The following is a 26,638-nucleotide window of genomic DNA, read 5'->3' on the forward strand; positions in this document are numbered from 1 at the left end:
AAAACGGTGGGGCTGATTGTCGATCGCCCCACCGTTTCAACGGTTGATTACCGATCCCACTCCGGCGCCAGCCCGTCCGGGCTGACCAGTCGCTCGTTGCGATCCAGCGCGGCGATGGCCGTCATGTCGTCGGCATCCAGCGTCAGCGTTGGCGCCAGCAGGTTGCTCTGCAAGTTCTCGCGTTTTGTCGACGAGGGGATCACGGCGTAACCCAGCGCCAGCGCCCAGGCCAGAACCACCTGCGCGGGCGTGGCCTGATGCTTCGCGGCGATCGTACCAATCACCTTATCTTTCAGCGTGTTGCCGTAGGCCAGCGTCATGTAAGAGGTGATGTGGATGCCATGTGCATGCGCCCAGTCCGCTACGCGGCGGTTTTGCAGGTACGGCGACAGCTCGATCTGGTTGGTGGCGATCTGTCCGGCGCCGACGGCGTCAATGGCTTGCTGCATCAGCGCGATGGTGAAGTTGGACACGCCGATTTCGCGCGTCAGCCCCTGCTGTTTCGCTTCCACCAGCGCCTGCATGGATTCCGCCACGCTGACTGCATGGCCGGGCGACGGCCAGTGGATCAGCGTCAGATCCACGTAGTCGGTGCGCAGCTTGCTCAGGCTCTGTTTCAGGCTGGGGAGCAGTTTTTCCCGGCTCAGGTTTTCGGTCCAGATCTTGGTGGTGAGATACAGCTCGCCGCGCGGCACGCCGCTTTCCGCCACCGCCTGACCCACCGCCGCTTCGTTGTCATAAATCTGCGCGGTATCGATGGCGCGGTAGCCCAGCGCCAGCGCGTTGTTGACCGAAGCGATGACTACCTCGTCTTTAAGGCGGAACGTACCTAACCCGAATGCAGGAACTGCCATGATTGACCTCGTTTGTCACAGGAATAAGGCGGTGGATTATCACGAGGTGCGACGCTGTGAAAAAGATGAACAAACGCAGAGGTTTTTTGCTGTCGCGGCAATAATGCAGGGAAATAAGGCGTGAAATAAATCGGCGATACAGAAAAGCCGCGACAAGAAAAAGCCCCGGCGCAGCGACGGGGCTTCCCGAATCAATAATCAATGCCCGGCGTTCAGGCGCTTTTCTGGCCTTCTTCACGCTGGCGCAGGCTGTTGCCCTGGCGATAGGCCAGCGACACCATCAGCGACTGCACCAGACACAGCGTGGCCGACTGGGAGCGGAAGGCGTCCACCTGCGCTTCTTTCACCACAAAGCACACATCGCTGAGCGTGGCCAGCGGGCTGACCTGACTGTCGGTGATCACGATCTGGCGCGCGCCCGCGCTGGCGGCCATTTCGCTCACCATCACCGTTTCCTGCGCATACGGCGAGAAGCTGATCGATACCACAATGTCTTTGTCGTTCAGGCGGCACAACTGCTCGCGGAACATACCGCCCAGCCCGTTGACCAGCACCGGGCGGCTTTCCAGATGGCTCAGCGCGTAGGACAGGTAGGTGGCGACGCTGAACGAGCGTCGCAGCCCGACGATGTAGATGGTGTCGGCCTGTGCCAGCAAATCGACCGCTTTTTCCAGCTCTTCCGGCTGGGTGCGCGCGGCCAGTTGCTGCATCGCCTGCGCGTTGGAGCGGGCGAACTCGTGCAGGATGTCCTGCGGGCGTTCCGGCACGGTGTCTTCCATCTCCCGAAACAGGCGCGCCCGATCGGTGTAGCTGGCGGTTTCCTCCACCAGATTCATGCGGAACAGCTGTTTCATTTCATTGAAACCGCTGAAATCGAAGGCGTTGGCGAAGCGGATAAGCGTGGAGGGCGGTACGTCCGCCTGCTCGGCGATCACCGCCACGGTGTCGAACGCCACGCTGTTGGTATTATCCAGCACATAACGCGCCACCTGCTGCAAACGCTTGCTCAGGGAGTCGTACCGCGCACGGATTTGCTCCTGTAATTCTCTCAGGCTGGTCGCCATAGCCATAGTGTTGTTCTCCGTCATCCCGGCGGGATGCTGCTGATCCGATTCTAGTGAGTTGAACCGGCATTTCAAACCGATTTGTCATTTTTTCGGTGAAAAATAGAATGAATAATTCAGTTTTTCTGGACGTTACCGGCTGATGAAACCGCATGGAAAGCCGGTTAAATGCTGGTTACCTGCCGTTTACCGGAAAATCTATCCTGGATCACAATAATCAACATTTGTTTTATTTCTTATTAAAATGGAATTTTTATTTCATATACAGTAAAGCGGTATCAGCCATCTGTCACCCTAAACCCCAGCAGAGGTGTAACCATGGAAACCGTATCCAATTTCATTCACGGTGAGCGAGCGCCCAGCCACAGCGCGCGCGTCGCGCCGGTGTACAACCCGGCCACCGGCGAACAGATTCGTCAGGTGGCGCTGAGCAGCGCCGACGAGGTGAAACAGGCCATCAGCGCGGCGGCGGCGGCGTTTCCCGACTGGGCGAAGCATTCGCCGCTACGGCGCGCCCGCATCCTGTTCCGTTTCAAAGCCCTGCTGGAAGCCAACCTGAGCACGCTGGCGCGGCAGATTTCCGAAGAGCACGGCAAAGTCTACTCCGATGCGGTGGGCGAACTGACCCGCGGGCTGGAAGTGGTGGAGTTCGCCTGCGGTATCCCGCATTTGCAGAAAGGCGAGCACTCCGCCAACGTCGGCACCGGCGTGGACAGCCATTCGCTGATGCAGCCGCTGGGGGTGTGCGTAGGGATCACGCCGTTCAATTTCCCGGCGATGGTGCCGATGTGGATGTTCCCGATCGCGCTGGCGACCGGCAACACCTTCGTGCTCAAGCCGTCGGAAAAGGATCCGTCGTTGTCGCTGTCGCTGGCGACGTTGCTGAAAGAGGCCGGCCTGCCGGACGGCGTATTTAACGTGGTGCAGGGCGACAAGGAAGCGGTGGACGTGCTGCTGACCGACCCGCGCGTGCAGGCGGTGAGTTTTGTCGGCTCCACGCCGGTGGCGGAATACATCTACCACACCGCATCGGCCCACGGCAAACGCTGTCAGGCGCTGGGCGGCGCCAAAAACCACTGCATTCTGATGCCGGACGCCGACATGGAGATGGCCGCCGGCGCCATTCTCGGCGCGGCGTTTGGTGCGGCGGGCGAGCGCTGCATGGCGCTGTCGGTGGTGGTGGCGGTGGGTGATGACACCGCCGAGGCGCTGTGCCGCAGGCTGGAACAGCAGGTTGCCGCCATGCGCGTCGGCCCCGGCCTGACGGACGGCAAAGAAAACGACATGGGACCGGTGATCTCGGCCGCGCACCGCGACAAGATTACCGGCTATATTCAAAGCGGTATCGATCAGGGCGCTACGCTGCGGGTCGATGGGCGCGGGCTTCGCGTGCCGGGGCATGAGCGGGGCTATTTTGTCGGCCCGACGCTGTTCGACCATGTGACGCCGCAGATGCAGATCTACCGGGAGGAAATTTTCGGCCCGGTGCTGTCGGTGGTGCGCGTGCCGGATTATCAGACCGCGCTGACCCTGATCAACCAGCACGAATACGGCAACGGCACGGCGATCTTCACCCGCGACGGTGAAACCGCCCGTCAGTTTAGCGAAGAGGTGCAGGCGGGCATGGTGGGGATTAACGTGCCGATCCCGGTGCCGATGGCGTTCCACAGCTTCGGCGGTTGGAAACGTTCCATTTTTGGTCCGCTCAACGTACACGGCAACGACGGCGTGCGTTTCTACACCCGGATGAAAACCGTCACCAGCCGCTGGCCGGCCAGCGTGCGGCTGGAACAGCACGCCAGTAGCTTTGTGATGCCAACGCTGGAGTAATTCCACCTGATTTGCGGGAGCAGAACGATGGACACGTTGAAAATGACCATGGCGCAGGCGCTGGTCCGGTTTCTCAATCAGCAATACCTTGACGTCGACGGCGAGCAAACGCCGCTGTTTGCCGGGGTGATGACCATTTTCGGGCACGGCAACGTGCTCGGCATCGGGCAGGCGCTGGAGCAGGATGCCGGTCATCTGCAGGTGCATCAGGGGTGTAACGAGCAGGGCATGGCGCACATCGCCGTCGGCTTTGCCAAACAGCACCGGCGGCGGCGGGTGTACGCGGTGACCACCTCGGTGGGGCCGGGGTCCGCCAATCTGGTGACGGCGGCGGCCACCGCCACCGCCAACCGCATTCCGCTGTTGCTGCTGCCGGGGGATCTGTTCGCCAGCCGTCAGCCCGATCCGGTGTTGCAGCAAATCGAGCAGTATCACGACGCGACCATCAGTACCAACGATTGCCTGCGGCCGGTGTCGCGCTACTGGGATCGCATCAGTCGTCCGGAGCAACTGATGAGCGCGCTGATCAATGCCATGCGGGTGCTGACCGATCCGGCAGACACCGGCACGGTGACGTTATGCCTGCCGCAGGACGTGCAGGCGGAAGCCTGGGATTATCCGGCGGCGTTTTTCCAGCGCCGTGTGCATCATCTGGAACGCCGTCCGCCGGACGTCGCCCGGCTGGCGCAGGCGACAGCACTGCTGGCGCGTAAACGCCGCCCGCTGTTGATTTGCGGCGGCGGGGTGCGTTATGCCGGCGCGCACAACGCTTTTCAGCAGTTTGCCGAGCGCTTTAATCTGCCGTTTGGCGAAACCCAGGCGGGCAAGGGTGCGCTGGTATCGACGCACCCGCTTAACGCCGGTGGCATTGGCGTCACCGGCGGGCAGGCCGCCAACCGGCTGGCGGCGCAGGCGGACCTGGTGATTGGCGTCGGCACCCGGCTGACCGACTTCACCACCGCTTCCAAATCGCTGTTTACCCACCCGCAGGTCGAATTTTTGCTGCTCAACGTGGCGGAGTTCGACGCGTTCAAACTGGATGCCACCGCACTGATCGCCGACGCTCGCGAGGGGCTGACGCAACTGACGCAGGCGCTGGACGCTCAGGGTTATCGCAGCGGCTGGGGGGACGAGATCGCGCAGGCGAGCCTCGACTGGCAACGGGAACGCCAGCGTCTGTTCGACCGGCGCGACGAAGACGGTCAGGGGCTGGAAATCGCCGGACATCTGGACGCGCAACTGGCGGAGTACCGCGAAACGCTGGGCACCCGGCTAACGCAAACCCGCGTACTGGGGCTGTTGAACGACGCGCTGGAAGACGACGCTATCGTGGTGGGCGCGGCCGGGTCGTTGCCCGGCGACCTGCAACGGCTGTGGCAGGTGAAAACGCCGGACAGTTACCATCTGGAGTACGGTTATTCCTGCATGGGCTATGAGATCGCAGCGGCGGTGGGCGCGCGGCTGGCGGCGCCGCGACAGCCGGTGTACGCGATGGTGGGCGACGGTTCTTATCTGATGCTGCACAGCGAGCTGCAAACCGCGGTGCAGGAAGGCATCAAGATAACCGTGCTGCTGTTCGACAACGCCGGGTTTGGCTGCATCAACAACTTGCAGATGAGTCAGGGCATGGGCAGCTTTTGCACCGAGAACCGGCGGCGCGACCGGGACAGCGGCAAGCTAACCGGCTCGCTGGTGACGGTGGATTTCGCCCGCAACGCCGAAAGCTACGGTTGTCGGGCGTGGACGGTGCGGGATGAGGCATCGTTGCTGCAGGCGCTGCGTGAGGCGCAGGCACACTCCGGCCCCTGTCTGCTGGATATCAAGGTGCTGCCGAAAACCATGACCCACGGTTACGACGCCTGGTGGAATACCGGCACCGCGCAGGTGGCGGACAAGCCGGCGATTGAAGCGGCGGCGCGCGAGGTGCGGTTACAGCGTTCGAAAGCACGACAGTATTAAGGCCGATGACCGACAAACCTTTTGGCGACGATGTCCTGCAATGATTCGCGCCGCCGGCGTAGATTCACCATGCCGCTATCAAGGCGGCATAGGACCTGTATAGCCGCAGACGATGCACAGGCCCGGCAACGCTGAGAACGGTGTAGCCGGGCTCGTGCGAAGGACGGGGCATTCCACCTGTTTTCCGTCACTGAATCGGAATATGCATATCGATATCCCAGAAGCCGTCGCTGTAGCCGTCATTAAGATAGACTTCGAAACAGGCGCGCGCTGGGTCGATGGTTTTACCATCGCCGAGTAACGCGGCAAAAAATGCCTGCCACGACATGCCGAAATCGTCGTTGGATACGCGCACGCGGGCAATCGCGTACTGACCTGCGGCGATTTCCGTGGTGATCGCCCCTTCGCCGTCGGCGGGCAGATGAAAATCGGCGGATACGCTTACCACGGTATCCGCTTCCAGTTTTTCAGGCGGCGTTTCTTGCGGGTTGCCGTAATAAACCGCAACCCATTCCAGCGGCTGCACCGCGTGTTCATCCACCCATTTCATCAGTTGCTCAAATCCTTGCGGCACCGTTTGTTCCCATGGGCCTACCAGATGGAACCCAGCCGCATGGCGTTTATCCACATGCTGAACGTTGTAATTCATAGCTGATCCTTACCAATATGATGACTGTGTATTTATACACCTTAATATATACCTCAATGTCGCGTGGACACGATGATCGTATTCCGTATGCGAGCGAACTCGCATTCTTGTCAGAAGAAGGCGCTGATGTCCCAGGCAGGAAAGAGATTGCATTAAAAACCGGCGGTGTATTTTTCGTCGGGTAATATTTATATTGTTTTAAAAATAATAGCCTGGAAATTATTAATTGGCCGATTATGAAAATAAGCCCGGCCGGAATTACACATTTAAGCGATGTATTACATCGACAAACGCGGATACGCCGCTGTTAATTTCGCTAAAGCCGCGCGAGAGGTCGTGTATTTTCTCTCTCTCATCCCCTAAGAACTGATTAATCTGATCCAACTGCTGGTACATTTGCTCAATTAACCGGGAATTATCTTCAACCATATGGGTGATTTTTTGCGTCGCGGCTGAGGTGGAGAGCGCCAGTTTGCGCACCTCTTCCGCCACCACGGAAAAGCCGCGTCCGGACTCGCCGGCCCGCGCGGCCTCAATCGCTGCATTAAGCGCCAGAATGTTGGTCTGGGAGGCGATGGCGTCGATGGTGCCGATCATCGCGCTGATGTTTTTGGCATGCTCGTGCAGGCGGGAGCCGATTTCCGAGGCCGATTGCACCTGAGTGGTAATCCGTTCGGCATTGTTGACCGTTTCCGTCAGCACTTCGCTGGCATTATGGGTGATTTGCGAGGTTTGTTCCGAGGTGGTCACCGCAATGTCCGCGATGCGCTTGGCGTTTTCGACCCGGGTGGTGATATCGGACGCGAATTTTATCACTTTGTAGACGTGTCCGTGGGCATCGAGAATCGGGTTATAGCTGGCTTCCAGCCACACCCGCTCATCCTGCGCGGTTTTACGCTCAAAACGGCCGACGAACGACTCGCCGTTATTGAGCTTGTCCCAGAAGCGCGGGTTTTCCCGGTAGAAGATGTCGTAGCAAAATATTCGGTGGTGCTGGCCTTGTATTTCTTCCTGGCTATAGCCCATGGTTTTCAGGAAGTTATCGTTGGCCCAGATGATGTGCCCTTCCGGGGTAAATTCAATCACCGCCAGTGAACGGTGCAGGGCGGAGAGAATGGCGTCTTTGTCCACCAGCGCCTGATGATTCTGGGTAATGTCGGACGCCAGTTTGATAACCTTAATCACCTCGCCGTTACGGTTTTTTACCGGAAAATAGGTGGCTCGCAGGAAGAACTTGTCATGCTGTTTGTTGTAGCGGTCGAATACGCCGGAAAAAGATTCGCCGTTGGCCAGCCGTCGCCAGAACTCACGGTAATTTTCCGACCTCACGTATTGAGGGTCGCAAAATATACGATGATGTTCGCCCTGTATTTCATCCAGCGTATATCCAAGCAGGTCGAGAAAAATCGGGTTGGCATAGAGAATGGTGCCATCAGGCATAAATTCGATATAAGCAATGCTTTGCTTAATCGCGTTCATATCATGTTCTGACGTGCTTGCCTTCGCTGCCGTAATCTTTTTTCCTTCTGTGCTCAGCACTTTTGATAATCCAAACATCGCCATCCCCTATATCGGAAACATATCAGTGACCTTTTTATGCCTGCAGCAATTTATGCCCTAAGTAATTTATGCGCTAAGCAAGGCGGGTTGCAGCAAGGGCTGCGTGCCTGCAACCTTAAGCACGACGGGTAAATGATGTTGAGTTGATAAGAAAGTAATAGTGCAGATTTAGATTTATGGCAGCCCTTCATGCTGTTTTATTCATTTTTGGCGGGTTATACCGTTTTAGCCGGGTTGACCGCGTTTCAGGCGTTGGCCTGACAGGCGCGGCATCAGCGTCGAAATGACAGCATCATCAGGCGTTACCGCACCGGTTTTTTCCAGAGCCTGTTTTGTGATGCCACGGCAATCAGTAAAATTTTTATTTCATGCCGATGCGTTGATGAGGCGGTCATGGCGCTCTGCAAGGCTTGACCTGCTGTTTTCACGATGGAAGCGCCATATTGCTTTGGCACGAGAGCCTGACCCGGTGATACCGGTTTTCCTGCTATATAACTCACCGCTTCAATTTCTATAGCCCGATCGGTTAATGTCTGTGTATACACCATTTTTTTGTATCTCAATTTTGCATTGATACCTCCATCGGCGATATTTATTTTTTGATAAAAAAGGTCATGGTTAATAGCGTGGAAGTAAATAACACTCTTTTTACTGATAGATTGTTCATCTGTTATCCCTTTGAAGATGTCCTCAGCAGCATGGCTTTTTAGGGACTAAATTAAATCTATTTTGTGTGGTCTTATATGGCTATCCTGAAAATTAACTGTCGATATTCCTCCATGTTTTTATGGATAGAATGAGAATGAATGGTTTATGGGTAATTGAATGCACTAAGTGGTTTTAATGGGTTTTTTATTATTGATTCATTAACTCCTGAAGCATTTTTTCAGGATTGTTCAGGAACGCACGCGTGATTTGATAGTGATCGGTGTCTTTATAATTCACCTGGGATATATTATCGCCATCAAACTGATAAATTAATGCATCCGGGTAGCCCAGAAGAATCGGTGAATGGGTGGCGATAATAAACTGCGAATCATCCAGAATAAGGTCATGCATTCTGGCGAGCATCGCCAACTGCCTGGCCGGCGATAGCGCGGCTTCCGGTTCGTCAAGCAGGTATAACCCTTTGCTGCCAAAGCGGTTCATCATTAATGAGAGAAAAGACTCGCCGTGCGACTGCTCATGTAACGAGTGGCCGCCATAGGAATTAATCACCGGCGGTCCAAAGGACGGTTCGGCATCAAGATGTTCAATTTCGGAGGCCAGATTAAAAAAGCTCTCGGCGCGGAAGAAGAATCCATTGCGGGGACGTTTAACGCCTTTGGCGATTCTCAGGTAACTGGATAGATTTGAGTGCGACGCCCGCGTACTGAAATTAAAATTTTGGGTGCCGCCTTCGGGGTTAAACCCGATTGCAACGGCAATCGCTTCCAACAATGTTGATTTTCCGCTGCCGTTCTCGCCAATAAAAAAGGTAACCTTGGGGTGCGGGTCAATAAAGTCAAACGAATGAATAGCTGGAATAGAAAATGGATAAAGGTCGAATGATTCCACCTTATCGCGGTTGAGAGAGATACGGCTGATATATTGATTTGAAATCATTCTGCGTCATTTCCTGCCATGGACAGCCCAAAAATATTCACTACCACACCGGGCTAATCATTCCAATAATTTTATTCCCGGCCACGTGGTTGTCAGTCACTTGCTAATGCAATATCCCGGGGATTCATCCGATTGCGTGAATTTTATCGAAAATCAGTAACTCCATTAATAGTAATGGTTATCATTATCAAGATCAACGGCGTTTTAGGAAAACCGATACTTAGGAAAATCGATAGCGATGTGTTTTTCAAAAACGATGGGTTTTCAAAAACGCTGTGGTGTTCAAAAAAGCTAGGCGAATGGCTGACGACAGGCAATCCGTGACAAACCGTGATAAAGACGGCTATTGAAATATTTATTTCATTTTCCTTCGCGGCAATAAGCGGCTGAACGGCGATGCCCGCACGCCGGCTGGCCGTTTTATCAATGCGCCAGCTGTAAGGCGCTACATCATCCTTCTTTACTAATTCCATGCCTTGATTACGTTTTTTTTCGTTCTGCAACGCGCTGGCGACCCGGTCGCGGTTTCGTGATTGTGCTAACACTATTTTGCTCATATGTCACCAAAATGTTACCTGGCGCGCAAAAACATAATTTCCAGTTTTACTGAAATTGAAATAAACGTTTTATTGTCTTTACTCTAACAAGCAGAACAGACCCTGACCCCTACAACTAACCAGTGATACCCCGCGGTATCGAGGGAGTAGCCATGTTTAACATTGCTTTACTGGGCGCCGGCCGCATCGGCCAGGTTCATGCCGTCAACATCGCCGAACATCTGGAAACCTGCCTCTATTCGGTGGTGGACCCCAACCTCGCCAACGCCCGGGCGCTGTCCGATAAGTATCAGGCCCGTCTGCAAACCGTCGACGAGGCGATGGCCGACCCGGCGGTACACGCGGTGCTGATCGCCTCCGCCACCGATACCCACGCCGACCTGATTGAGCTGGCCGCTCGCCACGGCAAAGCCATCTTCTGCGAAAAGCCGGTGCACCTGGATATCGCCCGGGTGCGCGACTGCCTGAAGGTGGTGGAACAGCAGCAGGTGCCGTTGTTCGTCGGCTTTAACCGTCGCTACGACCCGCAGTTCCGCCGGGTGAAAACGCTGGCGGGCGAAGGATGCATCGGCAAGCCCGAGTCGCTGATGATTATCTCCCGCGACCCGTCGCCGCCGCTGGCGGAGTATGTGAGCGTGTCCGGCGGCATGTTCCGCGACATGACCATCCACGATTTCGACATGGTGCGTTTCATCATGGGCGAAGAGCCGGTATCGGTATTCGCGCAGGGCAGCAATCTGGTGGACCCGGCCATCGGCGCGGCCGGCGACATCGATACCGCTTTTGTGGTGTTCAAATTCGCGTCCGGCGCGATGGCCACCATCGTCAACAGCCGCCGCTCCGGCTACGGCTACGACCAGCGGCTGGAACTGCACGGCGAGCGCGGCGTGCTGAGCGCGGGCAATATCCGTGAAAATCAGGTGGAACACTGGGGCGATGCGGGATGCCTCGCCGCCAAACCGGAACACTTTTTCTTGCAGCGTTACCGCGATGCCTACGCGGCGGAATGGCGTCATTTCGTCGAGGTGCTGCACGGGCGAACCCAGCCCGAGTGCAGCGGCGTCGACGGCGAGCGGGCGCTGTATCTGGCCGACAAAGCGCTGGAGTCGCTGGCAACGGGGCGTGCGGTTTCGCTCTGACATAACCGGGGGCCGATTATTGCCGCGGCCCCTGACATAACGATATGAATTAAATAACAGCATAACATAACAGCATGACCTGACCTTCTACCTACACCCAAATACAGAGACAACACCATGAAAAAGATAACCATCATGGCCGCCGCGATGGCCTTCACGATGTCGTCCGGTCTGGCGCAGGCCCAGAACGAACAGATTGTGTTCAGTACGCCTAATCTGGCGATGCCATTCGAAGTTCACATGCAGCGCACCGCGGTCAAGGCCGCTAAAGAATTGGGCGTTAACCTGCAGGTACTGGACAGCCAGGGCAGTTCCCCGAAACAGGTAGCGGATCTGGAAAACGCCATCACCCGCGGCGCGCAGGGCTTTGTGGTGTCGCCCAACGACGTCAATGCGGTGTCGGGCGCGGTAACGGAGATTCAGGACGCCAAATTGCCGGTGGTCACGCTGGACCGTTCGGTGAAGACCGACAAGAAAGTGCCGCACTTCGGCGCCAACAACTACAAGGGTGGTCAGGCGATTGCCGATTTCGTCAAAGCGCGCTTTCCGAACGGCGCCGACATCGTGCTGCTGACCGGCCAGCCGGGGTCGTCATCCAACATTGAACGCACCCAGGGCATCCGCGACAGCCTGAAAGCCGGCGGCAGCAAGTACCGTCTGGTGGCGGATCAGACCGGCAACTGGATGCGCTCCGAAGGGATGCGCATTGTGGAAAGCGTATTGCCGTCGCTGCCTAAACGCCCGCAGGTGATTCTGTCCGCCAACGACGACATGGCGCTGGGGGCGATCGAAGCGCTGCAAAGCCAGGGGCTGAAGCCGGGCGAGGTAATGGTGACCGGGTTTGACGCGGTGCCGGAAGCGCTGGCTCGGGTGCGTGACGGCTGGCTGTCGGTGACCGCCGATCAGCGCCCCGGCTACGCGGTGACGCAGGCGATGACCCAACTGACCAACAATATTCGCACCAAGTCGCCGATCACCGGCGCGGATTACCCGCCGACCATGATCACCAAAGACAACCTCAACGACGCGGAACGTATCGGCGAAGCGGGCAAATAAGCGGACACACCACTCACTCACCGGCCGGGCGGCCGGTGATGACGGAGGGCTATCCCATGACTGAACCCTTACTGGCTATCACCGATCTGGCCAAGAATTTCTCCGGCGTCTGGGCGCTGAACAAGGTGCAACTGACGGTGCTGCCGGGAGAAATCCACGCCTTGCTGGGCGAAAACGGCGCCGGCAAGTCTACGTTGCTCAAGGCGCTGGCCGGGGCGCAACCCCAGACCAGCGGCGATATCCGCTTCAACGGCGAACTCTTGTCGCCGCAGGACTCGCCGGTGGAACGGCAGAATCGCGGCATCGTCACCATCTATCAGGAATTCAACCTGCTGCCCAATATGACGGTGGCGGAAAACATGTTTCTCGGCCGCGAGCTGCAACGCAGCCGGCTGTTTGTCGATGCGCAGGCGGTCAATCAGGAAGCCCGCACGGTGCTGGAGTATCTGCAACTGAACATAGCGCCGACCACGCAGGTGGCGCGGTTGAGCGTGGCGCAGCAGCAGATGGTGGAAATCGCTCGCGCATTGACCCTCAACGCCCGGTTGATCGTGATGGATGAACCCTCCGCCGCGCTGAGCGACAGCGAGGTGGAGAGCCTGCACCGGGTGGTGCGCGAGCTGAAAGCGCGCGGCGTCAGCGTGATTTATGTCACCCACCGGCTGCACGAAGTGTTCCAGCTGTGCGACCGCTTCACCGTATTACAGGACGGCCGTTACACCGGCTCCGGCAACGTGGCCGACATCGATGTGGCGGGCATCATCCGCATGATGGTCGGGCGCGACGTGGTGTTCACCCGCCGCCCGCCGTCGGAAACCCATCATCAGGACAAACCGGTGCGGCTGGCGGTGAAAGGGCTGTGTCGGGAAAAACCGCCGCTCGACCCGCACGGCATCGCGCTCGACCACATCGGTTTTCAGGTTCATGAGGGGGAGATCCTCGGCATCGCCGGGTTGGTGGGCGCCGGTCGCACCGAGGTGGCGCGCTGCCTGTTCGGCGCCGACCCGTTTACCTCCGGTGAATTCTGGCTCGACGGCCAGCCCTACCGGCCGGTCGACCCGCTGCACGCGCTCGATCAGGGCATCGCGCTGGTGCCGGAAGATCGCAAAAAAGAGGGCGCGGTGCTGGGCCTGTCGATCCGCAACAACCTGTCGCTCTCCAGCCTGTCGTCGCTGCTGCGCTGGCGCTACTTCGTCGACACTCGCCGCGAAGACGACCTGATCGAATCCTACCGGCAGGCGTTGCGCATCAAGATGGTGGACAGCGAGCAGGAGGTGCGCAAGCTCTCCGGCGGCAACCAGCAGAAAGTGATTCTGGCGCGCTGTATGGCGCTCAACCCCCGGGTGCTGATCGTCGATGAACCGACGCGCGGCATCGACGTCGGCACCAAGTCCGAAGTGCATCAGGTGCTGTTCGATATGGCGAAACGCGGTGTGGCGGTGATCGTGATTTCCTCCGATCTGCCGGAGGTGATGGCGATTTCCGATCGCATCATCACGCTCAGCGAAGGCCGGATCACCGGCGAACTGCACGGCGATGACGCCACGGAAGAGCGGCTGATGACCCTGATGGCCATCTGCCATGACGCACAACAGGCCGCATAACGGAGATACCATGAGCATGCAGCAACCCTTATCCCGTACTAAACTGCCGACGCCGGCTAACGGCCGGGGACGCATCGACCCGATCGCTTTCTTCGAACGTTTCGGGGTGTTCATTTTCATGATCCTGCTGCTGATCTTTTTTCAGTCGCAGAACAGCAACTTCCTGACCGAGCGCAACATCACCAACATCCTTACCGAGGTGTCGATCTACGGCATCATGGCGGTGGGCATGACCTTTGTGATCCTGACCGCGGGTATCGACCTGTCGGTCGGGTCGATTCTGGCGGTGTGCGCCATGACCGCCGCCTACGTGATCAAAGGCGATAATTTCACCACCGTCGACGCGCAAGCCTGGGGCGGCATGAGCTGGCTGGTGGGGTTGGGCATCTGCCTGGCGATGGGCACGGTGATCGGCTTTCTGCACGGGCTGGGCGTTACCCGCCTGCGGTTGTCGCCGTTTATCGTCACGCTGGGCGGCATGACCATCTGGCGCGGCCTGACGCTGGTGATCAACGACGGCGCGCCGATAGCCGGGTTTGACCCCGGTTACCGCTGGTGGGGACGCGGCGAACTGCTCGGCGTCTCCATTCCAATCTGGATCTTCGCGCTGGTGGCGCTGATCGGTTGGCTGGCGCTGCATAAAACCCGCTGGGGGCGTTTCGTCTACGCCATCGGCGGCAACACCGAGGCGGCGCGGTTGGCCGGGGTCAACGTGCAGCGGGTGCTGGTCAGCGTCTACGTGGTGATCGGCGCGCTGGCGGGGCTGGCGGGCTTTATTCTCAGCGCCCGGCTGGGTAGCGCCGAAGCGGTGGCCGGTATCTCGTTCGAACTGCGGGTGATCGCCTCGGTGGTGATTGGCGGCACCTCGCTGATGGGCGGCTACGGGCGTATCAGCGGCACCATCATCGGCTCCATCATCATGGGGATCCTGATTAACGGGCTGGTGCTGATGAACGTTTCCGCCTACTACCAGCAGATTATCACCGGCCTCATCATCGTGCTGGCGGTAGCGTTTGATACCTACGCCAAGAGCCGGCGCGGCGCCATCTGACACAGGGAGCGACAGGCATGAAACAGGTACGAATCGGTTTGATCGGCACCGGCTACATCGGCCGTGCCCACGCCATCGCTTACGCGCAGGCGCCGGTGGTGTATGCGCTGAAAGGGCAACTGGTGTGCGAAATGCTGGCGGAAGTCTCGCCGGAGCTGGCGGCAAAGCGGGCGCAGGAACTGGGTTTCGCTCGTTCCACCGGCGACTGGCATCAACTGGTGGCCGACCCGGCCATCGACGTGGTGGATATCTGCGCGCCTAATTTTCTGCATCAGGAAATGGCGATGGAAGCAATTCGCCACGGCAAGCACGTCTATTCGGAAAAACCGCTGGCGCTCAACGCCGCCGAGGCGCGCGAGATGGTGGATGCCGCCCGTCGGGCCGGGGTGAAAACGCTGGTGGGGTTCAACTACATGAAGAACCCGGCGGCGCAACTGGCGAAAGAGATTATCGCGCGCGGCGAGATCGGCGACATCACCCATTTCTACGGCACCCACAACGAAGACTATCTGGCCGACCCGCTAAAACCGGCGGACTGGCACTGTTTTCGGCACACCGCCGGGCTGGGCGCGTTGGGTGACGTGGGGGCGCACATCGTCAATATGGCGCACTACCTGGTGGGCGAGATTACCGAGGTATGCGGCGATCTGCAGACGGTGGTCACGCAGCGGCCGGTTAGCGCCGGTTCCGCCGAGCGGGTGACGGTGGAAAACGAGGATCAGGCGCATGCGATGGTGCGCTTCGCCGGCGGCGCGCGCGGGGTGATCGAAACTTCAAGGGTGGCGTGTGGGCGCAAAATGGGGCTGAGCTATGTCATCACCGGCACCCGCGGCGCCATCAGCTTTACTCAGGAGCGGATGGCGGAGCTGAAACTGTATCGGCATGACGACCCGGTTAACCGACAGGGGTTTCAGACCTTGCTGATCGGGCCGCAGCACCCGGAGTACGCCGCATTCTGCGCCAGCGCCGGGCACGGCGTCGGCTTTAACGATCAGAAAACCGTCGAGGTGCGCGACCTGATCGACGGCATCGCCGCCGACCAGCCGCTGTGGCCCGATTTTGAAGAAGGCTGGCGCGTCTCCCGGGTGCTGGATGCCATCGTGCTGTCGCATCAGGCCGCGCGCTGGGTGGCGGTGCATGAGGCGGGATAACGGTCGTGCCGACGTGTTGTCGATTTCCTTTTTTGACTTGCAGGAATGGACGTTATGAGTACGCAAAAGCAGTTTGACGTGATTTGTATGGGGCGAGTGGCGGTGGACCTGTACGGTCAACAGATCGGGTCGCGCCTGGAAGACATGGGCAGCTTCGCCAAATATCTGGGCGGTTCTTCCGGCAACGTGGCCTACGGCACCGCCCGGCAGGGGCTGCGCTCCTCCATGCTGGCGCGGGTGGGCGACGAGCACATGGGGCGCTTTCTGCGTGAAGAGTTGCAGCAGGTCGGCTGCGACACCAGCCACTTGATCACCGACCCGACACGGCTGACCGCGCTGGTGCTGCTCGGCATCAAGGATCGGGAAACCTTTCCGCTGATCTTCTACCGCGATAACTGCGCCGATATGGCGATCACGCCGGAAGACGTCAGCGAGGATTACATCGCTTCGTCGCGCTGTCTGGCGATCACCGGCACCCATCTGTCGCATCCGAATACCCGCGAGGCGGTGCTGACCGCGCTGCGTTACGCCCGCCGCCACGGCGTGAAAACGGTGCTGGATATCGACTACCGGCCGGTGCTGTGGGGGCTGACCTCGCCGGGCGACGGCGAAACCCGTTTCATCGAGTCCGCGGCGGTGACGGCGCAACTGCAACAGGTGCTGAACCTGTTCGATCTGATCGTCGGTACCGAAGAGGAATTTCATATCGCCGGTGGCAGCACCGACACCCTACAGGCGTTGCGTCAGGTGCGGGCGCATACCGCGGCGGAACTGGTGTGCAAGCGCGGCCCGCTCGGTTGTTCGGTGTTCACCGGCGACATTCCGGCGTCGCTGGATGAGGGCATTACCGTCAAAGGCGTGCGCGTCGAGGTGCTCAACGTGCTGGGGGCGGGCGATGCCTTCATGTCCGGCCTGCTGCGCGGTTATTTGAGCGGCGAGGGTTGGGAAAAAGCCTGTGCCTACGCCAACGCCTGCGGCGCGCTGGTGGTGTCTCGCCACGGCTGTGCGCCGGCGATGCCGAGCCGCATCGAACTGGATAACTATCTGGCGCGCGCCCATGCGGTGCCGCGGCCGGATCTGGACCCGGAGCTGAACCATTTACATCGCGTCACCACCCGCCGTCAGCGCTGGGAAGAGCTGTGCGTGATTGCCTTTGATCATCGCATCCAACTGGAAGAAATGGCGCTGGCCTGCGGCGCCGAACGCAGCCGGATCCCGGCGCTCAAACAGTTGATTCTTCAGGCCAGCCAGCAGGCGGCGCAGCAAGCCGGGCTGCTGGGTGATGCCGGGTCGCCCGACAAAGCCGGATTAGCGGCCGGCAGAGCCGGATTAACGCCCGGCAAAGCCGGATTATTGTGCGACGGCACCTTCGGGCAGGGCGCGCTTAATACCATTACCGGGCAGGGCTGGTGGATCGGCCGCCCGATCGAACTGCCTGGCTCGCGCCCGCTGGCGCTGGAACACGGCAACATCGGTTCGCAACTGGTGAACTGGCCGCTGGAGCACATCGTGAAGTGTCTGGTGTTTTTCCATCCGGAAGACGACAGCCCGTTGCGGCTGGCGCAGGAACGGCAGGTGACCGAGGTCTATCGCGCCTGCTGCCAGTCCGGCCATGAACTGCTGCTGGAGGTGATTCTCCCGGCCGATATGCCGCGCAGCGACGATCTGTATCTGCGGGCGATCCAGCGTTTCTACAATCTTGGCATCCGACCGGACTGGTGGAAACTGCCGCCGTTGTCCGCCGACGGCTGGCAGCGGCTGGAACATCTGCTGGCCGAGCGCGATCCCTATTGTCGCGGCGTGGTGATCCTCGGGTTGGACGCGCCGATCGAGACATTACGGCAGGGGTTCAACGCCGCCGCCGGTCAATCGGTGGTGAAAGGGTTTGCGGTGGGGCGCACGCTGTTTGCGCAGCCGGCGCAGCAGTGGCTGCGCGGCGACATCAACGACGAACGGTTGATCGCCGACGTCAAAAATAACTACCTGCAACTGATCGCCCTGTGGCGTCAGCGCGGTTAAATCCATTTAATGAGAGGGAATCGAGAATGACTGTTCAACTGGGTATCAATCCGCTGACCTGGACCAATGACGACCTGCCCTCGCTGGGCGCGGAAACCCCGCTGGAAACCTGCCTGAGCGAAGGGCGTCAGGCCGGTTTCGCCGGGTTTGAACTGGGCAACAAGTTCCCGCGCCAGTCCGGCGTGCTGGGGCCGATTCTGAAAAAACACGGGCTGAGTCTGGTTTCCGGCTGGTATTCCGGCCAGTTGCTGACTCGTTCGGTCAAAGAGGAAATCGCCGCGGTGCAGGATCACCTCAATCTGTTGCGTGAGCTGGGCGCCACCGTGCTGGTGTTCGCCGAGGTCACCGGAGCCATTCACGGCGAGCAGGGCACGCCGGTGCATTTGCGCCCGCGTTTCCCGGCGGCGCGCTGGCAGGAGTATGGCGATAAGCTCAGCGAATTCGCCCGCTATACCGAGCAGCAGGGGGTGCAAATCGCCTATCACCACCATATGGGCACGGTGATTGAAACCGCCGACGACGTAGACCAACTGATGACCCACACCGGGCCGGAAGTGGGCCTGCTGCTGGATACCGGTCATCTTACCTTTGCCGGCGCCGACCCGCTGGCGGTGGCGCAGCGCTGGGCGCAACGCATCAACCATGTGCATTGCAAAGACATTCGCTCCGAGGTGCTGAAAGAGGTGAAGAACCGCAAGTCCAGCTTCCTTGATGCGGTGCTGAGCGGCGTGTTCACCGTGCCGGGCGACGGCTGCGTCGATTACCCGTCGCTGTTCCGGCTGCTTAAAACCCATGATTATCAGGGCTGGCTGGTGGTGGAAGCCGAACAGGACCCGGCGGTGGCGCATCCGCTGACTTATGCCACTATGGGGTTTAACAATCTGCAGCGGTTTGCCCGCGATGCGGGTCTGATCTAACTGTTGCAGGCAGGGAGGTGGGCGATGTCTGAATTACTGTCCCGTTATCATGCGCCGGATGAGCAGGGCCGCATCCAGCAGATTACCCCGGCTCGCGCGGGCTGGCGTCATGTTGGGTTTGAGGTTTACCAGTTGTCGACCGGCGCGACGCTGGTGCTGCCGGCGGTGGCTGAGGAGCGCTGTCTGGTGTTGGTGGGCGGCCGGGCGACGGTGGCGACGCCGCAGGCGCGGTTTGAGCATATCGGCGATCGCATGAACCCGTTCGAGCGCAAGAAGCCCTGGGCGGTGTACGTTTCGCCGGGGGAAACGGTGACCATCACCGCCGATACGCCGCTGGAACTGGCGGTTTGCGCCGCGCCGGGGTGGAGCAACTATCCCACCCGGTTGATCGCCCCGCCGGACATCGGCGCGGAAGCGCGAGGCGTCGGGCGCAACCGGCGCTTCGTGCACAATATCCTGCCGGAGGACAAGGTGGCGGACAGCCTGCTGGTGGTGGAGGTCTACACCGACGAAGGTTGCACCAGTTCTTACCCCAGCCACAAGCACGACGTGGACAACCCGCCGCAGGAAACGTATCTGGAAGAAACCTACTATCACCGGCTCAACCCGCCGCAGGGGTTCTGCCTGCAACGGGTTTACACCGAGGATCGCGCGCTGGACGAGTGCATGGCGGTGTACGACCGGGACGTGGTGATGGTGCCGCGCGGTTATCATCCGGTGGCGACGCTGGCGGGGTACGACAGCTACTACCTCAACGTGATGGCTGGGCCGGTGCGCCAGTGGCGTTTTAGCTGGGAGCAGGACCACCAGTGGGTGAACAGCGCGGAATATGCCGTGCGGCATAGTGGATAGAGCGACGGATGAGACTTGTTGTGCAAACGTCTTGAATTCAAGGTGAGAGGTTTTTCCGGCGTCAAAAACTGTGCTGAGGTGGGCGACTTCGCCGGATGCGCGGCAGGGAAGCCGCGCAAGCTCGTGCCGCGTTTGGAACGCGTCACGAGCGGTCCGAACAGCGAAGGCGAACGCCGAAGGAACCGCGCAGCGGCACAGTTTAGCCCCTAGCCAGTGGTCAAGGAGAGGCGGCGTTTGAGCCTCTCCTTGTCGTGCGTGCGGTGACGTTGCAAAGGGACAACGGACGTTATCACGCACGAAACTTTTCCACTGTCCTGACATAAATTTGCCAGTAATAAAACAACCCGGCTGTTGTTCAACAGCCAGTCCAGATTTAATACCCCATTCTCGCTTTTCTGACTTCTTCCCCCAACTGCCATACCGCCATCGCGTAATGCACGCTGTTGTTGTAGCGGGTGATGGCGTAGAAGTTCGACAGGCCGTACCAGAACTGGTAGTAGCTGCCCATGTCGAGGCGCAGCAGGCTGGCTTCCTGCACAGCGCCTAATGAGGCGGTCGGGCGTAGCCCGGCGGCCGCCAGCGTCGACAGCGAATAGCGGGTCTTGAAGCCGGTTTCCAGCGCGAAGGTCTGGCCGCTGGCGGTCACCGCCACCTGTCCGCCAGGCTGCCAGCCGTTTGATTTGAAGTAGTTAGCGACGCTGCCGATGGCGTCTACCGGGTCCCACAGATTGGGAATGCCGTCGCCGTTGAAATCCACCGCGTATTTCTTGAATGCGGACGGCATGAACTGGCCGTAGCCCATCGCGCCGGCAAAGGAGCCGCGCAGCGACAGCGGGTCAAAACCGTCTTCCCGCGCCATCAGCAGAAAATACTCCAGCTCGCTTTGGAAGTACGCGGCGCGGCGTGGGTAGGCGAAGGCCAGCGTCGCCAGCGCATCCAGAATGCGGGTTTTGCCCATCACCCGGCCCCAGCGGGTTTCCACCCCGATAATACCGACGATGATCTCCGGCGGTACGCCGTAGACCTGCTGGGCGCGATCCAGCGCGTCCTGATACTGGTTCCAGAACGCCACGCCGTTCTGCACGTTATCCGGGGTGATGAACTGTTTGCGATAGCGCAACCAGGCGCCATTGGGAATGTTGGAAGGGGTTGCCGTTGACGGCGACGGCGCCTGTTTGTCCATCAGCCGGATCACCCAGTCCAGCCGCTGCGCCTGTGCCAGCACATCGTGCAGTTGCTGGCGTTCGAAGCCATACTGCCGCGCCATTTTGTCGACGAAACGGTCCACATCCGGGCTGTTGGCGAAATCGCCGCTGGTCAGCAGACCGCCGGCGTGAGCGGGGGATAACAAAAAGCCGCCGGATGGAGCGTTGGCGGCGGGCGTACCGATAATTTCAGCCCCGGCGGGCTCAGCGGATTTATTGCTGCAGGCGGACAGCGCCAGCAACAGCGGAAAAACAGCAACCAGGCGACGCATCAGATATCCATATAATTTGGTCAAAAACAACGTGGCGGCCATGGTAGCGCAACGTCCATAGGGAAAAAACCGAATTGTGGGTCCGATTGACGGCATCGGCGATTATGCATCCGGCTGCTGTTCCTGCTCCATAATCCGAATCAGGTGGTCGGTAAACGCGGAAACCGCTTTCGGCAGCGTGCGGCCTGCCAGCGTGTTCAGTTCGATGTTGAGTCCGTTTAGGTCCTGACCGGTAATCGGCACCGCCACCATATCGTGATCCTTCAGGTATTGCCGCACCACCAGCTCGGTGGAGATGACCACGCCGTCGCAGTAACGGGCGAACGCCAGCAGGGCGCTGATGGAGGTGGTTTCAAACGCCGGATCGATCAGCAATCCCTGACGGCTGCAGCAGGCGTCGAATAGCCGCCGGGTCAGGATGTGGCGAACCGGCACGCCAAGCGGATAACCCGCCAGTTGCGACAGGCGCAGGCTCGATTTCTCCGCCAGCGGATGGTGGCGCTGCATCACCGCCACCAGCGGCGAATGCAGCCGGTAGGCGACATGAATGTTGGCGGTTGGTATCTGACTGAACGTCAGCCCGATGTCGCTTTCGCCCTCATTCAGCCGGCGCGCCACTTCTTCGGCCGTCGCCACCAGTAGCTGAAAGCGAATATAGGGGTAATGCCGGCGAAACGAGGCGATCGCCATCGGAATAAAATCCAGGCTAAATCCCGCCGTGGACACAATGCGTACGTCACCGCGGCGCAAACCCTGCAACTCCCGAATTTCCTGCGTCACTTGCTCGGTTTCCAACTGATTGCGAAAGGCGTAGGCCGCCAGCAGTTCTCCGGCGGCGGTGGGGATCATACCGCTTTTCCGCCGCTCAAACAGCGTGGTGTTGAGCCGGTCTTCCAGCCCGCTGACCTGGCGGCTGATGGCGGAGCCGGCCACGTTGAGCCGCAAGGCGGCTTCACTGATGGAACCACAACGCACCACTTCCAGAAAATAGCGCAGGGCGGTGTCCTGCAGATAACGTGCGGTCATGCGATTCCCTCAATGATTGAAGTTTGCCATTTCGGCAATGAGGTGGTGAAAAAGTTGAAATAGCAGTATGGATGGCGGGTGTTTAGTATGCAATCAGGAGGTGTTATCGGCACAGGAAAAGGTGTCGCAGAACGTACTGGCTTCAGACAATGAACACATCACACAGAGGACTCGGGGCAGATGGGGTATTACACGAGAAAAAAATCATATTGGGTGCTGTTCCTGCTTTATATCGGCTGGTGCGTGGCTTTTATCGATCGCGTGGTGCTGAGTATGGGCTCGACTCAGATGGCGAAAGAGCTGTCGCTGTCGCCCAGCGAGGTTGGGCTGGTGCTGAGCGCGTTTTATTTTTGGCTTCTGGTTGATGCAGTTGCCCGGCGGCTGGCTGGCGGACCGCTTTGGCGCCAGGGTGGTGGTGGCGATGGCGATAGCCATGTGGTCGCTGTTTACGTTCCTGACCGGTATCGCCTGGTCGTTGACGGCGTTACTGGTGATTCGTTTTCTGTTCGGGTTGGGGGAAGGCGCCTACCCTTCCGCTTCCGTCAAGAATGCGGCGGAGCAGTTCCCGCCGAGTGATAAACCGCGCATGACCTCGCTGCTGATGTCTTCCAACTATGTGGGCAGCATGATTGCGCCGTTGCTGATCGCGCCGCTGATTCTGGCGTTGGGCTGGCGTCATGCGTTCATGGTGATTGGTCTGTTCGGTATCGCCTTCGTGCTGGTCTATACCCTGACCGTCAGCGCCAGGCCGGCATGGGTGTCCGATGAACCGGAGCGCCTGAGCGGTGCGGAGTGGCGCGACGTGATGAAAAATCCGCTGTTATGGCGGCTGGCGGCGGTCTGGTTCGGCCTGAGTTTGATCAACAAGGGGCTGGACTCCTGGATGCCGATTTACCTGATGACCGAACGCCATCTGGACCTGAAAGCGGTGGGGGTACTGTTGCCAATTCCCTACGTGATGGCCGGGGTGGCGACCGCCTGCGGCGGCTGGGTGATGACCCGTTTCTTTGATGGCCGCGAGCGGCTGATGCTGATGGGATGCGCTTTGCTGACCGCCCTGTTCCTGTATCTGATGTACAGCGCGTCGACCGTTACCGCCGTGGTGATAGCGCAGTCCTGCGCCTACTTTTTCAAATCGTTCGTGCTGGCGATCGCCGTGGCGCTGCCGACCAAGGTACTGGCTTCGCGCATGGTGGGGTCCGGCATCGGGGTGATCAACGTTGGCGGTCAGGCGGCCGGGTTTATCGCGCCGCTGGTCATTGGCGCGATGGTGGAGTATTTCGGCTATCCCTCGGCGTTTTTGTTTCTCATGGCGGCAGCCGCGTTCTCGGCGGTGGTGAGCCTGACTATTCATACGCGCCCGTCGGCGAAAACCGACATGGCAGCGCAGGTTTGACGTTAAACGTGTTGTGAAGGACAGAGGATGAAAATAGACAAAATTGTATTGCGTCAGATGAAAATGACGCTGAAAACCCCGTTTACCACCAGCTTTGCCACCCAGACGGAAAAGTACTTCACCGTAGTGGAAGCGCATAGCGGCGATGTGGTGGGCTACGGCGACTGTTCGGCGATTTCACTACCGTTTTACAACGAGGAAACCAACGTTACCGCCTGGCACATCATGCGCGATTTTCTGGTGCCGATGTTGCGTCAGGTCGGCGAGATTCGCCATCCTTCCGAGGTGCGCGACATTTTTGCGCCGGTACGCCGCAACAATTGCGCCAAGGCGGCGGTGGAGGGCGCGATATGGGACGCCTACACCAGGCAAAAACAGACGCCGCTGTGGCGTGAACTGGGCGGCGTGCGCGATCGGGTCGAAGCGGGTGTGAGCATCGGTATTCAGCCGACGCCGGCGGATTTGGTGCGTGTGGTGGCGGGCTACCGGGAAGAAGGCTATCGCCGTATCAAGATTAAGATCAAACCGGGTAAGGATCTGGCCTATATTCAGGCGCTGCGCAGTGGATTCGGCGACATTACCCTGATGGTGGACGCCAACTCCGCCTACTCGCTGGACGATATTCCGCTGTTCCGTGAGTTCGACAAATACAACCTGCTGATGATCGAACAACCGCTGGCGCACGACGATATCGTCGATCACCGCAAGTTACAGGCGGCGATTGAGACGCCGATCTGCCTGGATGAGAGCATTGCTTCGGTGGACGATGCCCGCAAAGCCATTGAGCTGGGCAGCGGCCGCATCATCAATATCAAGGTGGCGCGGGTGGGCGGCATCACCGAAACCAAACTGATCCACGATTTCTGTCAGGATGCCGGCGTTCCGGTATGGTGTGGCGGCATGCTGGATACCGCGGTGGGTAAGGCGCACAACATTGCGGTCGCGACGCTGCCCAATTTCCTGCTGGCGCATGACATTCCGCCGTCATCACGCTACTGGGCGCAGGACTTCATGCTGCCGGAAGTGACGCTGGATCAGGACAGCATGGTGGCGGTGCCGGATAAGCCGGGCATCGGCTTTGAGATCAATCCGGAACTTTATGCTCGTTATTGCTACGGTGAGGAAACCATCCACTTTTAATTACCGGGGAAAGCGGCTGCGGCCGCTCGCTACCGCGCTACAGTCGCCAATAACTGCGCCACCGTCGCCAATAGCGATGTTCCGATTGCCGGCGTCGGATAACGGCAGGCGATGCGTTCGTCCGAATGTGGTGAAAAACCTTCTGGAATATTGTGATGTTTATCACGAAAATATCCGGACTGAGAGCCCGGTATGCGCCCGTTTACGGCACATACCGGGACAGATTCACCCGTGCAGGGACATTACATGAACGTGATTGGAATCATCATGTCATCGGGGAAAGCCTCCGTTGACGTTGCGCTGTATACACTGTTGCCGATTATGGTCGTGATGCTGGTCATCATGCGTTTTCTGGAAGTGAAAGGCGTTGTCGATGCGCTGGTTCGGTGGATGGCGCCGATTCTTAAGCCCTTCGGGCTAACCGGTATGAGCACCTTTGCGCTGATTCAGCTCAACTTTGTCAGTTTTGCCGCGCCGCTGGCGACGCTGTCGATAATGGATAAGCGCGGCGTGTCCGATCGCCATATGGCGGCAACGCTGGCGATGGTGTTCGCGATGGGGCAGGGCAACGTATTTTATCCGCTGACGCCGTTTGGCCTGCACTGGGCGGCGGCCATCGTAATATCGATTATCGGCGGGCTGGCGGCGGCCGCGCTGACCTACCATGTGCTGGGGCGCAAATTATCCGCCGTGGAAGGCGGGCGTTCCGGCGACGTTCCGGCCGAAGAGCCGGCGGCCAGAGGCGTTATCGGCATCATTAATAGCGCGGGGGCGGATGCCATCAGACTGGCGCTCGGATCGGTGCCGATGCTGATTCTCTCTATGACGATTGTCGGCATACTGGAATCCGCCGGCGCGGTGACGGCGCTTGAGCGCTTTTTCTCGCCGCTGCTGGCGTCGGCCAATATTTCTCCTGTTTTCGTGATGCCGACGCTGGTGAAATGTCTGGCGGGCGGCACCGCTTATTTTGGCGTGATGTCAGATCTGATTCAGCAGGGAAAAATGACCGCCAGTCAGATCAATGCTTCCGCCGGTCTGTTGATACAGACCTTTGATTTACCGGGCATCGGCATTTTTCTGGGGGTTGGTTCCCGCTTCACCCGCCTGTTCCGCTACGCCGCGCTCGGGGCTGTGTTCGGCATTCTGGTCAGAACCCTGTTGCACGTGGCGGTGTTTTAGGCGGCGTCGCGCATCATTGCGGGACACCGTCTGGGATCAGGTGACGGTAGTATCAGGTAATGGTGTTCCCGCACTGACCGCAAAACTTCGCGCCAGCCTGTACCGAGGTGCCGCATTGCGGGCAAGCTGCCGGCACGAGCGATGAGCCACATTGCTGGCAGAAACGCGCGGTGGCGGCATTGAGCGACCGGCAATTCGGACAACTCATCCCCGCGTTGTTCCCGGTTGGGTAACGGTCATGAGAATCACGATGGCCGTTGCCGTGATGATATCCGTGATGCCCCTCCGTGATGACCGCCAAATAATTTGTCAAAAATACCCATAGATATTTCTCCGCGCACTGTTGGAATTTGCCAGACGACCGACGCTGTGGATAAGCGCCACCCGTTGTATGCGGCTTATTCAACACCCTGTAGTTACTATAGGGTCAAGCGTTACTATAGGGTCAAGAGTTATTACAGGGGCAAGAGTTACTACAGGGTCAAGCGGGAAACATTTTTCCGAGCGCTCCCGTTTTCTGAAAGGATTCAGACTGCCAGAACAACAACAGTTT

23 protein-coding genes and 1 pseudogene are annotated in these 26,638 nt (G+C 59.1%); 13 read left to right on the forward strand and 11 right to left on the reverse strand.

Going from position 1 to position 26,638, the window contains the following annotated elements; genetic code table 11:
• Positions 1-47: 47 nt before the first annotated feature.
• Positions 48-854 (reverse strand): 2,5-didehydrogluconate reductase DkgB, encoded by an 807-nt coding sequence (dkgB, locus tag DDA898_RS04065; protein WP_038910285.1) that lies wholly within the window; start codon positions 852-854, stop codon positions 48-50.
• Between the two features lie 212 nt (positions 855-1,066).
• The gene (locus DDA898_RS04070; RefSeq protein ID WP_038900348.1) at positions 1,067-1,924 is read right to left on the reverse strand and encodes a MurR/RpiR family transcriptional regulator; all 858 of its coding nucleotides are present in this window, start codon (positions 1,922-1,924) and stop codon (positions 1,067-1,069) included.
• A gap of 312 nt (positions 1,925-2,236) precedes the next feature.
• Here DDA898_RS04070 and DDA898_RS04075 point away from each other — a divergent pair, with 312 nt between their 5' ends.
• The gene (locus tag DDA898_RS04075) at positions 2,237-3,748 is read left to right on the forward strand and encodes a CoA-acylating methylmalonate-semialdehyde dehydrogenase (RefSeq protein ID WP_038910286.1); all 1,512 of its coding nucleotides are present in this window, start codon (positions 2,237-2,239) and stop codon (positions 3,746-3,748) included.
• A gap of 27 nt (positions 3,749-3,775) precedes the next feature.
• Entirely contained in the window at positions 3,776-5,707 is a 1,932-nt protein-coding gene (gene iolD / locus DDA898_RS04080; RefSeq protein WP_038900350.1) for a 3D-(3,5/4)-trihydroxycyclohexane-1,2-dione acylhydrolase (decyclizing), read from the forward strand.
• A gap of 187 nt (positions 5,708-5,894) precedes the next feature.
• Here the strand turns inward: iolD and sbmC are convergent, their stop codons facing one another.
• The 6 genes and pseudogenes from sbmC to DDA898_RS04100 form a co-directional block, all read right to left on the reverse strand.
• Positions 5,895-6,356, reverse strand: a complete 462-nt coding sequence (gene sbmC, locus DDA898_RS04085) for a DNA gyrase inhibitor SbmC (protein WP_038910287.1) — start codon at positions 6,354-6,356, stop codon at positions 5,895-5,897.
• A 258-nt stretch (positions 6,357-6,614) separates the two neighbouring features.
• On the reverse strand, positions 6,615-7,106 hold the full coding sequence (locus tag DDA898_RS23950; RefSeq protein ID WP_414104292.1) for a methyl-accepting chemotaxis protein: 492 nt from the start codon (positions 7,104-7,106) through the stop codon (positions 6,615-6,617).
• Positions 7,107-7,136: 30 nt separating this feature from the next.
• Positions 7,137-7,919, reverse strand: a pseudogene (locus DDA898_RS23955) (PAS domain-containing protein); the annotation flags it as partial.
• A gap of 299 nt (positions 7,920-8,218) precedes the next feature.
• Entirely contained in the window at positions 8,219-8,464 is a 246-nt protein-coding gene (locus tag DDA898_RS23020; RefSeq protein ID WP_152490666.1) for a hypothetical protein, read from the reverse strand.
• Between the two features lie 307 nt (positions 8,465-8,771).
• Positions 8,772-9,521 (reverse strand): AAA family ATPase, encoded by a 750-nt coding sequence (locus DDA898_RS04095; protein ID WP_038910288.1) that lies wholly within the window; start codon positions 9,519-9,521, stop codon positions 8,772-8,774.
• A gap of 143 nt (positions 9,522-9,664) precedes the next feature.
• Positions 9,665-10,078 (reverse strand): hypothetical protein, encoded by a 414-nt coding sequence (locus DDA898_RS04100; RefSeq protein ID WP_038910289.1) that lies wholly within the window; start codon positions 10,076-10,078, stop codon positions 9,665-9,667.
• A gap of 152 nt (positions 10,079-10,230) precedes the next feature.
• Between DDA898_RS04100 and iolG the strand changes: the two genes are divergently transcribed.
• The 8 genes from iolG (at position 10,231) to iolB (ending at position 19,867) form a co-directional block, all read left to right on the forward strand.
• Positions 10,231-11,217: an inositol 2-dehydrogenase gene (iolG, locus tag DDA898_RS04105; protein WP_038910291.1), complete on the forward strand. Its 987-nt coding sequence runs from the start codon at positions 10,231-10,233 to the stop codon at positions 11,215-11,217.
• Between the two features lie 117 nt (positions 11,218-11,334).
• Positions 11,335-12,273: a substrate-binding domain-containing protein gene (locus DDA898_RS04110; protein ID WP_033111610.1), complete on the forward strand. Its 939-nt coding sequence runs from the start codon at positions 11,335-11,337 to the stop codon at positions 12,271-12,273.
• A 56-nt stretch (positions 12,274-12,329) separates the two neighbouring features.
• A complete protein-coding gene (locus tag DDA898_RS04115) occupies positions 12,330-13,877 on the forward strand; it encodes a sugar ABC transporter ATP-binding protein (protein WP_038900355.1) in 1,548 nt (515 codons plus the stop codon).
• Positions 13,878-13,893: 16 nt separating this feature from the next.
• Complete coding sequence (locus DDA898_RS04120; RefSeq protein WP_033112216.1) at positions 13,894-14,928, forward strand: ABC transporter permease; 1,035 nt, start codon at positions 13,894-13,896, stop codon at positions 14,926-14,928.
• 17 nt (positions 14,929-14,945) lie between these two features.
• Positions 14,946-16,079 carry a Gfo/Idh/MocA family protein gene (locus tag DDA898_RS04125; RefSeq protein WP_038910292.1) on the forward strand — a complete coding sequence of 378 codons (1,134 nt, stop codon included), beginning with the start codon at positions 14,946-14,948 and terminating at the stop codon, positions 16,077-16,079.
• A 54-nt stretch (positions 16,080-16,133) separates the two neighbouring features.
• Positions 16,134-18,098: a bifunctional 5-dehydro-2-deoxygluconokinase/5-dehydro-2-deoxyphosphogluconate aldolase gene (locus DDA898_RS04130; protein WP_038910293.1), complete on the forward strand. Its 1,965-nt coding sequence runs from the start codon at positions 16,134-16,136 to the stop codon at positions 18,096-18,098.
• Positions 18,099-18,124: 26 nt separating this feature from the next.
• A complete protein-coding gene (iolE, locus tag DDA898_RS04135; RefSeq protein ID WP_038910294.1) occupies positions 18,125-19,015 on the forward strand; it encodes a myo-inosose-2 dehydratase in 891 nt (296 codons plus the stop codon).
• A 24-nt stretch (positions 19,016-19,039) separates the two neighbouring features.
• Complete coding sequence (gene iolB, locus DDA898_RS04140; protein WP_038910297.1) at positions 19,040-19,867, forward strand: 5-deoxy-glucuronate isomerase; 828 nt, start codon at positions 19,040-19,042, stop codon at positions 19,865-19,867.
• A 373-nt stretch (positions 19,868-20,240) separates the two neighbouring features.
• Here iolB and mltB read toward each other — a convergent pair whose 3' ends face one another.
• Together mltB and DDA898_RS04150 are read right to left on the reverse strand one after the other, a co-directional pair.
• A complete protein-coding gene (gene mltB, locus DDA898_RS04145; protein ID WP_038912425.1) occupies positions 20,241-21,344 on the reverse strand; it encodes a lytic murein transglycosylase B in 1,104 nt (367 codons plus the stop codon).
• A 102-nt stretch (positions 21,345-21,446) separates the two neighbouring features.
• Entirely contained in the window at positions 21,447-22,370 is a 924-nt protein-coding gene (locus tag DDA898_RS04150; protein ID WP_038910298.1) for a LysR family transcriptional regulator, read from the reverse strand.
• A 364-nt stretch (positions 22,371-22,734) separates the two neighbouring features.
• Between DDA898_RS04150 and DDA898_RS04155 the strand changes: the two genes are divergently transcribed.
• From DDA898_RS04155 to DDA898_RS04165, 3 genes are all read left to right on the forward strand, one after another.
• Entirely contained in the window at positions 22,735-23,766 is a 1,032-nt protein-coding gene (locus tag DDA898_RS04155) for an MFS transporter (protein ID WP_236616728.1), read from the forward strand.
• A gap of 27 nt (positions 23,767-23,793) precedes the next feature.
• Entirely contained in the window at positions 23,794-24,906 is a 1,113-nt protein-coding gene (gene menC / locus DDA898_RS04160; protein ID WP_038910299.1) for an o-succinylbenzoate synthase, read from the forward strand.
• Between the two features lie 246 nt (positions 24,907-25,152).
• The gene (locus DDA898_RS04165) at positions 25,153-26,085 is read left to right on the forward strand and encodes a nucleoside recognition domain-containing protein (RefSeq protein ID WP_033111613.1); all 933 of its coding nucleotides are present in this window, start codon (positions 25,153-25,155) and stop codon (positions 26,083-26,085) included.
• A gap of 52 nt (positions 26,086-26,137) precedes the next feature.
• Here the strand turns inward: DDA898_RS04165 and DDA898_RS23880 are convergent, their stop codons facing one another.
• A complete protein-coding gene (locus DDA898_RS23880; RefSeq protein ID WP_071604587.1) occupies positions 26,138-26,293 on the reverse strand; it encodes a double zinc ribbon domain-containing protein in 156 nt (51 codons plus the stop codon).
• Positions 26,294-26,638 lie beyond the last annotated feature (345 nt).

The sequence above is a fragment of the Dickeya dadantii NCPPB 898 genome, from assembly GCF_000406145.1.
Classification (GTDB): Bacteria; Pseudomonadota; Gammaproteobacteria; order Enterobacterales; family Enterobacteriaceae; genus Dickeya; species Dickeya dadantii.